This window comes from Larkinella soli (genome assembly GCF_003703975.1).
Lineage (GTDB): Bacteria > Bacteroidota > Bacteroidia > Cytophagales > Spirosomataceae > Larkinella > Larkinella soli.
Genome location: NZ_QTJY01000002.1, coordinates 180,578 through 194,893, shown reverse-complemented (window position 1 = coordinate 194,893; position 14,316 = coordinate 180,578). Strand labels below are relative to the sequence as shown.

The 14,316-nt window shown below is 57.6% G+C and carries 12 protein-coding genes and 1 other RNA gene; 10 read left to right on the top strand and 3 right to left on the bottom strand.

Annotation, left to right across the window (positions count from 1 at the left end; translation table 11 throughout):
• Nucleotides 1-88 precede the first annotated feature (88 nt).
• Nucleotides 89-3,487 carry a ThuA domain-containing protein gene (locus DX909_RS07055; RefSeq protein ID WP_128544446.1) on the bottom strand — a complete coding sequence of 1,133 codons (3,399 nt, stop codon included), beginning with the start codon at nucleotides 3,485-3,487 and terminating at the stop codon, nucleotides 89-91.
• A gap of 289 nt (nucleotides 3,488-3,776) precedes the next feature.
• On the opposite strand from DX909_RS07055, the gene DX909_RS07050 reads away from it, so the two are divergent.
• The 4 genes from DX909_RS07050 (at nucleotide 3,777) to ssrA (ending at nucleotide 5,828) form a co-directional block, all read left to right on the top strand.
• A complete protein-coding gene (locus DX909_RS07050) occupies nucleotides 3,777-4,199 on the top strand; it encodes a response regulator (RefSeq protein WP_128544445.1) in 423 nt (140 codons plus the stop codon).
• A 113-nt stretch (nucleotides 4,200-4,312) separates the two neighbouring features.
• Complete coding sequence (locus tag DX909_RS07045; protein ID WP_128544444.1) at nucleotides 4,313-4,708, top strand: response regulator; 396 nt, start codon at nucleotides 4,313-4,315, stop codon at nucleotides 4,706-4,708.
• 56 nt (nucleotides 4,709-4,764) lie between these two features.
• Entirely contained in the window at nucleotides 4,765-5,400 is a 636-nt protein-coding gene (locus DX909_RS07040; RefSeq protein WP_128544443.1) for a hypothetical protein, read from the top strand.
• A 58-nt stretch (nucleotides 5,401-5,458) separates the two neighbouring features.
• Nucleotides 5,459-5,828, top strand: a transfer-messenger RNA (tmRNA) gene (gene ssrA, locus DX909_RS07035).
• A 306-nt stretch (nucleotides 5,829-6,134) separates the two neighbouring features.
• On the opposite strand, the gene aac(6') is transcribed toward ssrA, so the two are convergent.
• Nucleotides 6,135-6,584, bottom strand: a complete 450-nt coding sequence (aac(6'), locus tag DX909_RS07030) for an aminoglycoside 6'-N-acetyltransferase (protein WP_128544442.1) — start codon at nucleotides 6,582-6,584, stop codon at nucleotides 6,135-6,137.
• An 85-nt stretch (nucleotides 6,585-6,669) separates the two neighbouring features.
• Between aac(6') and DX909_RS07025 the strand changes: the two genes are divergently transcribed.
• Nucleotides 6,670-7,296 carry an AlbA family DNA-binding domain-containing protein gene (locus DX909_RS07025; RefSeq protein ID WP_128544441.1) on the top strand — a complete coding sequence of 209 codons (627 nt, stop codon included), beginning with the start codon at nucleotides 6,670-6,672 and terminating at the stop codon, nucleotides 7,294-7,296.
• A 72-nt stretch (nucleotides 7,297-7,368) separates the two neighbouring features.
• Nucleotides 7,369-8,283 carry an oxygen-dependent coproporphyrinogen oxidase gene (gene hemF, locus DX909_RS07020; protein WP_128544440.1) on the top strand — a complete coding sequence of 305 codons (915 nt, stop codon included), beginning with the start codon at nucleotides 7,369-7,371 and terminating at the stop codon, nucleotides 8,281-8,283.
• Nucleotides 8,284-8,298: 15 nt separating this feature from the next.
• Here hemF and DX909_RS07015 read toward each other — a convergent pair whose 3' ends face one another.
• Nucleotides 8,299-9,411, bottom strand: a complete 1,113-nt coding sequence (locus tag DX909_RS07015; RefSeq protein ID WP_128544439.1) for an o-succinylbenzoate synthase — start codon at nucleotides 9,409-9,411, stop codon at nucleotides 8,299-8,301.
• A 94-nt stretch (nucleotides 9,412-9,505) separates the two neighbouring features.
• On the opposite strand from DX909_RS07015, the gene lpxK reads away from it, so the two are divergent.
• From lpxK to DX909_RS06995, 4 genes are all read left to right on the top strand, one after another.
• Nucleotides 9,506-10,693, top strand: a complete 1,188-nt coding sequence (gene lpxK / locus DX909_RS07010) for a tetraacyldisaccharide 4'-kinase (RefSeq protein WP_229310974.1) — start codon at nucleotides 9,506-9,508, stop codon at nucleotides 10,691-10,693.
• Between the two features lie 75 nt (nucleotides 10,694-10,768).
• Entirely contained in the window at nucleotides 10,769-12,754 is a 1,986-nt protein-coding gene (locus DX909_RS07005) for a putative porin (RefSeq protein ID WP_128544437.1), read from the top strand.
• A 29-nt stretch (nucleotides 12,755-12,783) separates the two neighbouring features.
• Nucleotides 12,784-13,719, top strand: coding sequence for a DUF1835 domain-containing protein (locus DX909_RS07000; RefSeq protein WP_128544436.1), 936 nt, complete (start codon nucleotides 12,784-12,786; stop codon nucleotides 13,717-13,719).
• A 2-nt stretch (nucleotides 13,720-13,721) separates the two neighbouring features.
• Nucleotides 13,722-14,315, top strand: coding sequence for a MiaE family protein (locus DX909_RS06995; protein ID WP_128544435.1), 594 nt, complete (start codon nucleotides 13,722-13,724; stop codon nucleotides 14,313-14,315).
• The last annotated feature ends 1 nt before the right edge of the window (nucleotide 14,316 follow it).

Here is a 14,316-nt window from a genome sequence, read left to right as displayed (position 1 = left end):
ATTGATAAAAAATCTTATTCCTCAATTAAAAAGCCGGCAGGAGATCCCTGCCGGCTTTACGGTGTTGAACCGGACGACCCGGATTGGCTTACATGGCCTGGGTGTTGAACTGAACCCAGTCGATGGCGTACAGCGGTTTACTGCCCGCATTCGGGTTGATATACACGAAGTAGAGCTTCTGCGGACGGGTGTCGGCCGGGCTTTTGAGCGTCACGTTCACCGGCGTCGTCGAGCCGTTTTCGACAGTGGCTTCTCCGATCAGGGTGCCGGTGGGGGAGCCGAGCCGCACTTCCAGCTTGCCGCCGACCGTATACTGCGAGCTGCCGAAAACGCCCACCGTCAGGCTGCGGATGTCGGTCAGATCGATGTCGTTGAAGGCGATGAAGGCGTTGTTCTCCGTGCCGATGGCCAGTTCGCTACCCGACGGGCCTTTGTACCGCATAATGCTTTTTCCCTCATCGAAGGTCGAAGCCGGAACTCTGGCGCTGCGCAGGGCGATGGTCGACGAACCTGTCATCGGGCCGATGGCCGTACTGCCCTTGTCGGTGTAGCTGGCGGTGAACAGGTAGGAGCCGTCTTTCTCCTTCGGTTTGGCGACATAGGTACCTTTCAGGGGTTGCCGGTTCGGCTGTTTTTTGTCGGCCAGGGAAAGGATGTACGTGACCATCTCCTTCGCTTCATCATCCTTCAGCTGCGGGTGGGCGCTCATGGCCTGCTCACCCCAGTTGCCACCACCGCCGGTGATGACTTTCTTCGCCAGACGGTTCACCATGTCGGCACGGCGTTCTTTAGCATAGCGTTCCGCCACCGCCTGATAGGCCGGTCCGATGGATTTCTTGTCGATGCTGTGGCAGGCCTTGCAGTCGCTGAGTTCGATCAGGCGTTTGCCGGTCGAGAAGCTGGTATTGGCCTGGTGGCCCTGAGCCAGCACGGTTTTGTCGAAGCCCTGGAGGAAGTCGATCGTCATGGTAACGTCTTCGGGGCTGATTTTCCCGGCCGAGAGGCTGCCGTCTTCCTTATCGGCCACTTTGACCTCATACTCGACGGGTTTGTTGTCGAAGTAGAACGTTTTATTGCCCTTGACGGCTACCTCCACTTTCGGAACCTCGTTGCCCACCTTGATTTCGAGCGTTTTCGTCGACACGTTTCCGGCGGCATCGGTCACTTTCAGCACCGGATGGTAAACACCCGGCTTCGCATAGGTGAAGGTCGGGGCGGCCTGGGTGCTCTTGGGCAGCCCTTTTCCGAAAGTCCACTCATATCTGACCGCATCGCCGTCGTAATCCAGCGACCCTTTCGAGTCGAACTTCACGGCGAGCGGAGCGGCTCCGACGGTTTTGCTGGCGCCGGCGATGGCCAGCGGTTTTCGGTTACCGGCATTATAGGTAATGTGCGTCAGCCGGGCGTCGTCGTTCTGGGCGAACCAGTTCTGGCCGTATTCGAGCATATATAAGGACCCGTCCTTCGCAAACTGCATATCGATGGGGTGGCTGAATTTCGAACTGGGCATGAAGGTTTCCAGCTTCACGAAATCGCCTTCCTTCGTCATGGTCACCGGGTGGATGTAATCCCGGATCCAGTCGTAGGAGAAGAACTTGCCGTCGTAATGCCGCGGGAATTTCACGGCCGTTTCCGGATAATCGTCATAGTAGTAGACCGGACCGGCCATGGCGTTCCGGCCGCCTTTCCCGACGATCGGACCAAACTCCGGCGAATCGGCATACGGATAATAGATAAAAGCCTTCTGGGCCGGCGGCAGTTCACGGAGACCCTTGATCCGTTCCGACGGGTTGATCGGTTTGGCCGGATCGTAATAGGCGCCGGAGGTGCTGTCGGCGAAGTTGAACTGGCGGTAAGGCCGGTTGTCGGCGACGAACAGCGGCCAGCCGTAATAACCGGCTTTGCGGGCCTGGTTCACCTCGTCGTGCCCGCGCGGACCGAAGCGCTCGCTGTTTTCACCGGCATCGGGGCCGACTTCGCCCCAGTACAGGAAGCCCGTCCGCTGGTCGACCGAGATCCGGTAGGGGTTCCGGTTGCCCATGACGTAGATTTCAGGCCGGGCGTTGGCGGTTCCTGCCGGGAAGAGGTTACCGGCCGGGATGTCGTATTTTCCGTCTTCGCGGGGTTTGATGCGCAGGATTTTACCGCGCAGGTCCATCGTGTTGCTGGAGGTCGTCAGGGCGTTCCAGCCTTCGCGGCCCGGGCGGTCGTCGGAGGGGCTGAAGCCCTTGGACTCGAACGGGTTGGTATCGTCACCGGTCGACAGATACAGGTTGCCGGCTTTGTCCCAGGCGATGGAGCCTCCCGTATGGCAGCAGCCGGTCCGTTTCACCGGCACGGTCATGATCGTCTGCTCGGTGTTGAAGAGCAGCGTATCGCGCACGTCATCGTATTTGATGCGCACCAGCCGGTTGGCCGTATCGCCCGAAACCGGTGAGTAATACAGATACAGCCATTTGTTCTCGTTGAACTTGGGGTCGATGTTGACGCCCATCAGGCCGTATTCGAACTTGGTGAATACCGGCATGTTGGCCACCAGCTTGCTGGTTTTCTTCTTCGGGTCCCAGAGTTTGACGGCGCCCTTGCGTTCGGTGAGCAGCACCTTGCCGTTATCCAGCACGACCAGTTCCGTCGGTTCGTCGAGTTTCTCGACCAGAATATCCCTCATAAAGCGGTTTTCTTCCGGGAAGGGCTGCGTTTTCACTTTGGTATAATCCAGTTTCGGGGCCATCGCATACTGGATACCGCCCATCAGGTGCTTGAGGTATACCGGGTTGGTGAAGGTTTCGTCGGGGTGGCCGAAGTTGGTATAGAAGGCTTTTCCGCCGTCGTAATCGTGGTACCACGACATCGGGTGGTTATCACCCATTTTTCCTTCCTTATAGGTCTTCTCGTCGATTTTGACCAGTACGTTGACCTCCGGATTGACCTTCTTGAAGTCATAGAACTCGTCTTTGATCTTCCAGCGGTCCGGGAAGCCGAACATGGAAACGTGGTTTTTATTGGTCACGTAGGCTTCGCCTTCCTGTACGTTGGGGTTGCCGGGGTGACTGGCGAAATAGCCGCCCACCAGCTTGCCGTACCAGGGCCAGTCGTACTCGGTGTCGGCGGCCGCGTGGATGCCGACATACCCCCCGCCGGCCTGAATGAACCGTTCAAAAGCCGCCTGCTGGGTGTCGTCCAGCACGTCGCCGGTCGTACTGAGCCAGACAACCAGGTTATAGCGCTTCAGATTGGCTTCCGTGAATTTTCCGGCGTCTTCCGTCGTATCGACCGCGAAACCGTTCTCCCGGCCCAGTTTCATAAGGGCTACTTTTCCGGCCGGGATCGACTGATGACGGAAACCTTTTGTTTTAGAGAACACTAATACCCGTTTGGCAGGCGTCTGGGCGTAGAGCGAAACCGCCGACAACGCCAGGAACCCCGCCAGCAGGCACTTCAGGATCACCCGGGAGCGTAGTCCGGGTCTGGGTTTAAAATAAAGCATAGAGGTTAGTTGGATTACAGAAATTTCCGAAAACAACGTTGAATGATTCGGTCTTCAAATAGACTTTTCCAAAGGTTCAAAAATACAAAAAAAGACGAATCCAGCGACACCGTCCGGCGCTATTGCAAGGGTAAGGTCCGGGATCCGGACGATTTAATGCCAATTTAACCGGTTTTGGTAGCCGGGCCTTCCGATTTAAGTGGCCTTTAATCGGGCGCTTCTCCATAGACCTTATCTTTACTTTCAGAAAATCAATCGGTTATATGCCGGTTGGGTTAAACAAGTTAGTATGGTAACAGGACAGGATGTTTATGTGGTAGAGGATGATGCGGAAGATCGTTTTCTATTGCAGCTGGCGTTTCAGCGGTGTAACCCGAATCACCGTCTGTCGTACTTCGGGCATGGGGAAGAACTACTTTCCCACCTGGAAGGACTTGCGGAGGCACAGCTGCCGGCCCTGATCATTCTGGATCTGAATATGCCGATCATGGACGGTTACGAGACGCTGGAATGGCTGCGCCGGACGCAAAAGTATCGGGTCATCCCGGTGCTGACCTACACTACCTCCGAGAACCCGGATGATGTGGAGACGATTTACCGGCTGGGAACGAACGCCTTCCTGACCAAACCGGCCCAGTTTTCGACGCTGGTCACCATGGTAGAACATCTCGATCGCTACTGGCTGCAGCAGGTAAAAAACGGCAGAAATTAACGGTTATTTTTTATTTTGTATATTTGGCGTTATCCCTCGACCGGGCAACGCTTTTTTTTCCTGCACGAGGTCGAAACAGAAAGGGAGGTCTTGTCGAATTAATACGCTTCTGAATGGTTAAACGGTATGGGCTTTACATCGCCGATCGCGAGGAAGCCGATGCACTCAGGCTAAAAAATTATATTGACCAGAACTGGTCGGACACCGACGTCCGGATTTTTACGAACGGGGCGGACCTGTGGGGAAACCTGCTGGACGACAACCCCCTGCCTTCCGTGATCATCATGGGCCAGAACCTGCCGCCCGAAGGTGGCCTGCCGACTCTGCGAAAACTAAAGGAACATAACTTCTTCCGGCTGGTTCCGGTCATCCTGTTCTCGACCCAGGAGGACCGGCAGCGGGTAACCGAAGCCTACCAGGATGGGGCCAACGCCTACATGGTCAAGCCGGATTCGGTCGGTAAAGTCGGGGATATCATGGAGAATATCCGGTATTTCTGGTTCAAGTAGTCTGCTGGAGCCCGGCTCCTCCTTATCTTTGCCGGGATCAAATCAGGTTCTTTTGAATGGACTTCCACCAGGTACTGAACAGTCTTGTGGCCGACGACCGGCTCCATGCCCGCTGGCTGAATACCCTGTCGATGATGGAGAATACCGGCGCCCGGAAGATTTCGGCGGCCGAGGATAAAACCCGCGTCGACCTGCTCATGCTGAAACATGCCGCCGAAGAAGCGCGGCACGCCTACTATCTGAAAAAGCAGATCGGTAAACTGCCCGACACCGACTGCCCGACCTACGAGCCGGCTTTTTTGCTCGCCCCCACCGAAAGCCATGCTTATCTGAATCGGCTGGACGTTCAGGTCTGCCGGTATCTGAAGCAAACGGTCGGCCTGAAGGGCTCCGAACTGAAATACGCTGCCTATCTGCTGGTTACCTATGCCATCGAGGTCCGGGCCGACGAACTGTATCCCGAATATCAGGCCGTGCTGAACGAAACCGGCAGCAAGGTAAACGTCCGGTCGATCATTGTTGAGGAGGAGGGCCACCTGGCCGAGATGCTGCGCCAGATGGAAACGTTTTTCGGCGACTGGAAGCCCCATGCCGGGCGGGCCGTTGCGATCGAAGCCGCCCTGTACTCGGCCTGGCTGTCGAGCCTGAGCGAAACGCTTCGCCGGCCGGTGGCGCAGGATTTTCCGAAATAAGCAGCCGCCGGAAAAACTTATTTCCCTACCTTAGCGTTCTCTTTTTACACAACAATTCGGGGACGACCGGAATTGACAGCTTGATGAGGCTGCGTGTAAGCATGCCGGGAGTTGAGGGCATTTCCTGTATAACAAACTCTCAAACAATAACTGGCGAATATAACTACGCCATGGCTGCCTAATCGGAGATTAGACTAAGCCATTGTCTCACCGGCCCTCTGCGCTGCTGGGTTGGAATTTGAGGCATCACAATGCTGCGCTGGTCCGGGTAATGGTGTTGACACCGGACGAGACCCAAACACCTAAGGATGAGGTTCGGCGTGACGCGAGCCTGACCGATTCCCGACAATCCGAATCGCGTCTAAGCATGTAGAAAGCCCGACGGTTTCCTTGTCTGGACCAGGGTTCGACTCCCTGCGTCTCCACAAAACGCCCTTCCTGATAGCAGGAGGGGCTTTTTTGTGTTGGGGGACAATCTCGGGGACAAAATAGCCCCGGGTTTCAACCCGGGGTTTCGGTTTCAACCCGGGGTTTCGTTTCAAAACCGGCAATCCTGCTTACTGAGCGCCAGGAGACGCTAACGCTTTTAAGCGTTTTAATTCCCGAACAAAAAAAGCCCCGGTCAAGGTGCCGGGGCTTTTAGCTCTTTCAACTAAACTCTAATCCTATTTTCAGTGATTAAGACGCAGGCCCACCGCCGAAGTCACACCGTAACGGAAAGAGCCGGAAAATTTTTAGAGGTCTTTTCGGAACAGGATGACGCGCTCCACTTCCTCATAGGCCAGCGCCCGATGGGCGGCCAGACTTATCCCGTTGTCGATCAGGCAGTCGGAAGCCATTTCGGTGCATCCCAGGCTGCGGGCCCAGGCTTCGGCGGCCGTTACCAGGGCCGCTCCGATGCCCTGCTCCCGGAATTCTTCCCGCACGAACCAGCCTTCAATGTAACCGACCGGACTGGTTTGGCATCCTTCCGCATACGGACGGAGGCCGGCTTCCAAAAAACCGGCGAGGCTGCCGTCGCCCCGTTCCGCCAGAAGAACCGTTTCATGCTCGTTTTCCAGCATGGTCCGCATATCTTCCCGGTCTTCGCGAGTGTCGGCATCGGGCCAGAGGGTGAGTCGGAGGGCCAGCCAGGCGTCGAAGTCGGCGGGTGTGGCCGGTCGGATCGTAAGGTCGGTTTTCATGAAGGTGGATAAAAAAATAACCTTGAGGAATCGAGCGTCGTTACCTTTGTAAACGACCGCTTTTCGGAAACACAAACTACAAAAAATGCCGCACAACCTCGTCGAACTGATTGCCCAGGGGGAAGGAATCCGACTTGAATTCAAATCCACGATTCATACCGCCTACCGGATTGCCCGCACCCTGACGGCTTTTTCCAACACGGTCGGCGGGCTCCTGGTGATCGGCGTGTCGGACGACGGGAAGGTGCCGGGCGTCGAGTCGGAGATGCACGAAATGCAGAAAATTGAGAAGGCGACGGATTTCCTGATCGACCCGGCCATCTCCGTCAGCTACGAGGTGGCGATTCATGAGGGCCGCAAAGTGATTCTGATCGACGTCCCGGAGAGCGAAGACAAGCCCCACTATGCCCTCGACGAACAGGGCAACCGCACCATCTATATCCGTTCAAAGGATAAATCCATCCCGACCAATCGCCTGATCCTGAGCGGTGACGAGGCTCCCGACAACCAGTTGCTGCAATCGCCGAACGTCCGGAACCTGATTCAGTATCTGCGAAAAAACGAAACCATCACGGTCGGCCGGTTTGCCCAGCTCGTGAATATCTCCGGTAGCCGGGCCGGCAAACTGCTCCACCAGCTAAGCGAACAGGGCCTGCTGCTGCTTCAGGACAAACAGCGCCCCATCCGGTTTTCCCTCAAGACCAGCGAGTAGTTCCGGCGGTTTCCTTGCAAACTCTCCGGCTTCTTTCCGAACTTTGCGGCATCCGAAGCAAAACCGTTCCGTATGGTAACCCCTGAATCCGTCGATAAACAAGCCATCACCGAATTTTTCACCGGTCTGCAGGATCGCATCTGCCAGGCGCTCGAAGCCGCCGACGGCGCGCGTTTCCATGAAGACCTCTATGAGCGGGCGGAAGGGGGCGGGGGGCGGACCCGCGTGCTCCAAAACGGCAACGTGATCGAAAAGGGGGGCGTTCTGTTTTCGGCCGTCTACGGACCGGCTTCGGAGTCGGTCAGGAAACAGATGAACGCGGAAGGGCCGGTGGAGTTCTACGCGACGGGCGTTTCCATCGTTCTGCACCCCCGCAATCCCCTGGTCCCGATCATTCACATGAATGTCCGGTATTTCGAACTAAGTACCGGCGACTGCTGGTTCGGAGGGGGCATCGACATGAGCCCGCATTATATCGACGCCGACGACGCCCGCTGGTTTCACCGCCAACTGAAAACCGTCTGCGACCGGCATCATCCCGATTACTATCCGAAATACAAAGCCTGGGCCGACGATTATTTTTACATCCCGCACCGAAGCGAGACCCGGGGCATCGGCGGAATTTTCTTCGATTATCTCCGGCCGTCGGATACCCGGAAAAAGGAGGATCTTTTCGCCTTCGTGCAGGAGGTCGGCAATGCGTTTGCTCCGATTTACACGCACTTCATGGAGAAGAATAACCCGCTGGCCTACGGGGAGCGCGAGAAGCAGTGGCAGTTTCTGCGCCGGGGCCGCTACGTCGAGTTCAACCTGGTCTGGGACCGGGGCACCAAATTCGGACTGGAATCCAACGGCCGGACGGAGTCGATTCTGATGAGTATGCCACCGCAGGCCAACTGGACCTACGACTTTCGGCCCGAGCCGGGCAGCCGGGAAGAACAGACGCTGAATCAGCTTCGGAAAGGCATCAACTGGGCGGACCTGTAGGCGAAAGAAATTTGCTTAACCCCCCACCGAAACCGGCTGGCCGGTTTCCAGCAGTTCGAGGTTCCAGGGTTTATTCAGGTCGGAGCGGAGAAAGCCCTGGCTGATGCTCAGGGGGCTGTCGATGTTGTTGTGATAGAGTTGCCCGGTGCCGAGGCCCTGCGGCAGCGGGTTTTTGAACTGGGCCGTATACTGGGCGATGGCGTTCAGCCCGATGTTCGATTCGAGGGCGGAGGTGATCCACCAGCCGATGCCGAGCCGGTTGCCGACCTCGATCCATTCACTGCAATGAATAAAGCCGCCCAATAGGCTGGGTTTCAGGATGATATATTGAGGCTGAATCTTTTTCAGCAGGCGGGTTTTGTCCACGTATTCCATGTGCCCGATCAGTTCCTCGTCGAGGGCAATCGGGACCGGAGTCTGCCGGCAAAGGTCGGCCATGAGGTCGGGCTGCCCCTGGCGGATGGGCTGTTCGATCGAATGGAGATCGTAGGCGGCCAGCCGATCCAGTTTATCCAGCACCTCGTCGGGACGGAAGGCGCCGTTGGCGTCCACCCGCAGCGTAATCTCGGTGGCTGAAAACCGGGAGCGGATGGAGTCGAGCAGGGCGCATTCCTGGTCGAAGTCCAGGGCGCCGATCTTCAGTTTGAGGGTCGTGTAACCAGCCTCCAGCTTTTCTTCAATTTGCCGGCGCATGAAATCCGGACGACCCATCCAGACCAGCCCGTTGATGGGAATGGCCCGGTTGCCGGTCGCAAAGTCGCTGTCGATCACCACCCGCCGGCCGCCGTTGATGTAGTCGAGCATGGCGGTTTCGAAACCGAACTGAATGGAGGGAAACTGGCCGCTGATCAGCTGAGAGAGAACGATGGGGATGTTCCACCGAAAGAGCTGAAGGTCAAGCCGATTGAAGACCCGGCAGATGTGCCGGAGCTGGTCCACGAAGTCCGGCCGGTCGTCGATGCTGAGTCCTTTGAGCGGTCCGCATTCTCCCCAGCCGGTCACGGATGGGTCTTCGTCGTCCTGAATTCGTACAAAGTAACTGTCTTTTTGTGTTAAAACTCCCCGTGACGTCCCTGCCTCGAACGTAAAGCGTAATGTGTATTTTAAAACATCGGCTTTGAGACTCATTGGGGTTGGAGGAAGTTACGGGCATTGACCATTAAAAGTAGTAATTTTGGCTGGTTGTCGACATGCCTGTTAACAAATTATTACCCGAATCTTAGTGTCTGCCCGACTGTCAAACCCGTTAAACTGGTTGTATGGAGGAGTAACCGACCTTCGTAACTGGCTGTATGACAGCCGTATTAAGGAAACGTTAAGGCCCCCGGTGTATACCATCGGTGTCGGCAATCTGACCGTAGGCGGAACCGGCAAGACGCCCCAGGTGGATTATCTGCTGCAACTGCTGAAAAGCGTTCCGGGGAAGGAAGAAGGCCTGATTGCCACGCTGAGCCGGGGATATGGCCGGCGAACCCGGGGCTTCCGGATCGCCGGAGCCTCCGACACGGCCGACACCATCGGCGACGAGCCGCTGCTGCTGTACCGGAAACACGCGCCGGGCGTCACCGTCTGCGTCGGAGAGAAGCGGGCGGAAGCCATTCCCCAACTGCTGACGGCTCGTCCGGGTCTGCAGGTGATCGTGCTGGACGATGCCTATCAGCACCGGCCCGTTTCACCCCATCTGAATCTGCTGCTGACCGATTATCACCGGCTTTTTTTCAACGATGCCCCTTTTCCCGGCGGGCGGCTGCGCGAACGAAGGCACGGAGCAGGGCGGGCCGATGCCGTCCTTGTTACCAAATGCCCCGAAGACCTGAGCCCGGCCGAACAAACCGAAATCCGGGAGACGATCCGACGGTATGGAAAACCGGACGTGCCGGTATTTTTTACGGGGCTGGCTTATGGTGAGCCGGTGCCGTACCACCCCCCGGCCCCCTCCTTGATAAGGAGGGGGAGCGTGAAAGCCCCCCAGCCCCCGGACGGGGGAGTGGAGTCCGGCGGAGCCAAACCCCCGGAGGGGGAAAAGGGGGCAACATCCCCTCCTCCTCACCAGGGAGGGGGCCGGGGGGTGGTTCTGGTGTCGGGCATCGCCCGGCCCGAACCTCTGGAGCGGTATGTGGCGGGCCACTTCCAACTGGCCGCGCATCTGCCGTTCCCGGATCATCACCGGTATTCGGCGGCAGATCTCCGGCGTATTCGTCAGGCGGTTCCGGCCGGAGGGGCGGTGCTGACGACCGAAAAGGATTTTGTGAAACTGGAGCCGCTGGTGGCCGGGAGCAGACAGGATCTGCCGGATTTTTACTACCTGCCCATTGCCGTAAAGTTTCTGAACAGCGAAGAACAGTTCAAAAGTATGATTACCTTGGCCGGCGGTCTGGAAACGGCCCCGGCCCCTGTTAAAAAATCTTAACCGCCGAAAAATTCGCCGGAAGCCGAATCCGAAAAACCGCCGGTCCGCCGTTGTGCCAATGACCGTTCCGTCTTTATGAATCGATTGCGTTTACTTCTTTTATTTATGGTCTTCCTGCTGCTGGCCGGGCCGGCTTCGGCCCAGATTCCGAGCCGGCTGCCGCAGTTTCCGGGCGGCAGCGGCAGCCGGCCCGGAGGAGCCGGGTCGGGGAGTACGGGAGGCAATGCCGGTGGAGCCATCATCGACGACACTACCAGGATGATCTACGGGCCGCGCACGACCCGGTATTTCCTCGAAAGCGACGTGCTGAACAACCGCCGGAAGCTATTTACCCTCGATACGTTGCTGGAAGGCATCCACCAGTATAACTACCTCGACCGCAGCAACAACCAGTTTACCGACCTGGGCAACCTCGGCACGGCCCTGCGGCCGATCTTTTACGAAACGCCGGCCATCGGGCGGCAGACCGGTTTCAACGCGTATGCGCCCTACGGCATCGCCACGCAGAACGTCCGGTATTTCGACACCCGCTCGCCCTACACCAATATGTACCTGGTCCTCGGCGGAAGAGGCCAGAACATCCTGAATTTCGACTTCACCCAGAACATCGCCCCCCGCTGGAACGTCGGGTTCAACATCCAGCGGATGACCTCGGACCTCCAGTTCGGTGAAAACGGTACGACCGCGACGGCCAACCAGCGGCTGGTTGAGAACTGGAATTTCGTGGCGCATACCAACTATTCCTCGAAAAATAAGAAGTATACCCTGCTGTTTCATTACAACAACCTGAACCACCGTTCGGGCGATCAGGGCGGTATCGTGCTGACCAAATCCGACTCGGCGACCAGCAACCGGTTTCAGGGCACGCCCTTTCTGCGGCAGGCCAACTCGAAGGAAATCCACAACGACCTGCATCTGTACCACCAGTACGTTCTCGATACCGCCTTTCAGGTCTATCATACCCTCGACTTCCGGGGTCAGAGTTACCGGTACAACGACCTGAACCTGACCCAGAACCTCGATACGATTGCGGAACTCGGGCGGCCTTTCTACCCTCAGGTGTATTTCGACAGCCTCGAAACCCGGCAGACGACCCGCTTCCGGCTGTTTGAAAACCAGTTCGGGCTGAAGGGTCAGTTTTCGACCGGGCGGTCGGCCTTCAATTACCGGGCCTGGCTCCGGCAGCGGATCTACGGCCTGACCAACCAGTTCAATATCGGGCGGTTTCTGCCCGACAGCAGTTACCGCACCCGCCGGTTCGAGAATTTCGTGGGCGGCTGGCTGGGCTATTATTTCCCGGACAGCCTGACCCGGGCCACCGCCGAACTCGAATACCTGATCGGCCGGGACCTCCGGTTACAGGGACGCCTGGAAAGCCGGTTTCTGACGGCAGGTTATGAGAGTGTTTTTGCCTCGCCTACGCTTCTTCAGGAACGGTTCATCAGCAATAACCTCCAGTGGGACAACGACTTTAAACTTCGGGGAACGCAGCACGCCTACGGGCTTCTGAATCTTCGTCTGGGCGGATTCCGGCTGCAACCGGGGCTGGACTATTACCTGCTGTCCAACTACATCTATTTCGACGAGAAAGCCGTGCCACGGCAGGAAACGGATGCGTTCAGTATCCTGCGGACGGGGCTGGGCTGGGAGTTTCGCTCCGGCAAGTTCTCCCTGCTGGGCCAGACCTATTACACCATCGTTTCGCGCGAAAATATCCTCCGCATTCCCGACCTGTTTGCCAACGCCCGGATCGAATACGAACTGCTGCTGTTTAAAAAGCTCTACGTGCTGGCCGGCATCGAGGTGCATTACCGATCCTCCTACAAAGCCGATATGTATATGCCGCTGACCCAGCAGTTTCACCTCCAGAACAATACGACCCTCGACCGGTATCTGATGGCTGCGCCCTTCGCCAATTTCCGGATCAACCGGGTGCGGCTGTTCGTGAAGATGACTAACGCCAACCAGGACCTGTTCGGCCGGATCTATGACGCGTCGCCCTATTTTCCGGCCATGCGCCGGTCGCTCTCGTTCGGAGTGCATTGGCTTTTATTCGATTAGCAATCTCTTGTAAACCAAACAAATACGACATGAAACAGCTCCACGTTCTGAACGGCGACTCCACTGCCCAGTCCTTTGCCGAAGCCAACCTCCCCGGCGATGTCGTCACCTGGCGGGAAGCCCTTTCCGAAGGCCCGGTCCTGGCCGCTTCGGGTTCATTCGACGACCTCTGGGCCGTCCGTCGGCGGTGGCTGGAAGGGGAGGATACGGCCGGGACCTACGACCGAAAGGTGGTTCGGGAATTTGAAAAGCTAAGCCGGTTTACGGATTACGACGAGGTCTGTCTCTGGTTCGAACACGACCTGTTCTGCCAGATCAACCTGGTGTTCCTGCTGGCCTGGTTTTCGGGCCGGGACCTGGGTAAAACCGTTTTGAAACAGGTGTCGGTCGATGCTTTCCCCGGTGTGCCGTTCTTCAAGGGCATGGGCGAACTCAACGGCGCCCAACTCGGATCGCTGTACCTTCAGGCCGAACCGCTGACCCGGGCCGAACTCGATCTGGCCCGGCGGGTTTGGAATGCGTATGCCGGCTCCGACCCGATGGCGATTCAGGCGCTGGGCGCGGAAGAATTCGGACGGCTGCGGTTTCTGGAAGATGCGCTGATCCTGCACCTCCAGCGGTTTCCGTTCACCGAAAACGGGTTGAACCTGATCGAACAGCAGCTGGCCGCCATCCTGATGGAAGGCCCTAAATCGGAGCGGGTGCTGATCGGGCGGTTTCTGCGTCAGGACCGGGTGTACGGCATGGGCGACCTGAGCGTGGAGCAATACATCCGCGAGGGCGACGGCCGGCTCTGGGACCATTCCGAACTGGAGGTCCGACTGACCGAAAACGGGACCGACCTCATGACCGGCCGCCGGACGCATGCCCCGGTCGAACGCTGGCTGGGCGGTTATTTTCAGACCGCCGATTCTCCCTATCGGTGGGATTCGGAAGAAGACCGGCTGGTGCAGCTAACCAACTGATCATGTCACTGACTACGTTAGGACTGGAACTCCCCAGCGATCCGCGCTGGGTCGACATCGCCGGAATGAACATCGGCGACATTCTGATCGACCATGCCTACTGCGAACAGAAAGCCGCATCGTCGTGCATCTCGCTGATCGTCCAGTACCCCGAAAAAGCCCGGCTGGTGGAGGTGCTGACGCCGGTCGTGGCCGAGGAGTGGGGTCATTTTCAACGGGTGCTGAAAGAACTTCGAAAACGGAACATCCCGCTCGGCCGGCAGCGGAAGGACGAGTACGTCAACCAGTTGCAGACCATCCTGCGAAAACCGTCGGACCGCCATGAGCAGCTGATGGAAAAACTGTTGCTGAACGCCCTGATCGAAGCCCGCAGCGCCGAGCGGTTCAAGCTGCTGTCGGAGCATCTGAATGACGAGGGGCTGAAAAAATTCTACCGGGAACTGATGATTTCGGAGGCCGGTCACTATCGCAACTTCATCGAGCTGGCCGAAGAATACCTGCCGAAGGAGGTGGTGCGCCGTCGCTGGAAGGAACTGCTCGAAGCGGAAGCCGGAATCATGCGGAATCTGGAGGTGCGGAGCGATCGATTCCATTGAT

What these genes read in the sequence shown, in the direction of transcription:
- DX909_RS07005 (WP_128544437.1), top strand. Translation starts at nt 10,769, where the DNA reads ATGAATCGATTGCGTTTACTTCTTTTATTTATGGTCTTCCTGCTGCTG.
- DX909_RS07040 (WP_128544443.1), top strand. Translation starts at nt 4,765, where the DNA reads ATGGACTTCCACCAGGTACTGAACAGTCTTGTGGCCGACGACCGGCTC.
- DX909_RS07045 (WP_128544444.1), top strand. Translation starts at nt 4,313, where the DNA reads ATGGTTAAACGGTATGGGCTTTACATCGCCGATCGCGAGGAAGCCGAT.
- DX909_RS07050 (WP_128544445.1), top strand. Translation starts at nt 3,777, where the DNA reads ATGGTAACAGGACAGGATGTTTATGTGGTAGAGGATGATGCGGAAGAT.
- DX909_RS07025 (WP_128544441.1), top strand. Translation starts at nt 6,670, where the DNA reads ATGCCGCACAACCTCGTCGAACTGATTGCCCAGGGGGAAGGAATCCGA.
- DX909_RS07015 (WP_128544439.1), bottom strand. Translation starts at nt 9,411, where the DNA reads ATGAGTCTCAAAGCCGATGTTTTAAAATACACATTACGCTTTACGTTC.
- DX909_RS07000 (WP_128544436.1), top strand. Translation starts at nt 12,784, where the DNA reads ATGAAACAGCTCCACGTTCTGAACGGCGACTCCACTGCCCAGTCCTTT.
- DX909_RS06995 (WP_128544435.1), top strand. Translation starts at nt 13,722, where the DNA reads ATGTCACTGACTACGTTAGGACTGGAACTCCCCAGCGATCCGCGCTGG.
- DX909_RS07055 (WP_128544446.1), bottom strand. Translation starts at nt 3,487, where the DNA reads ATGCTTTATTTTAAACCCAGACCCGGACTACGCTCCCGGGTGATCCTG.
- hemF (WP_128544440.1), top strand. Translation starts at nt 7,369, where the DNA reads ATGGTAACCCCTGAATCCGTCGATAAACAAGCCATCACCGAATTTTTC.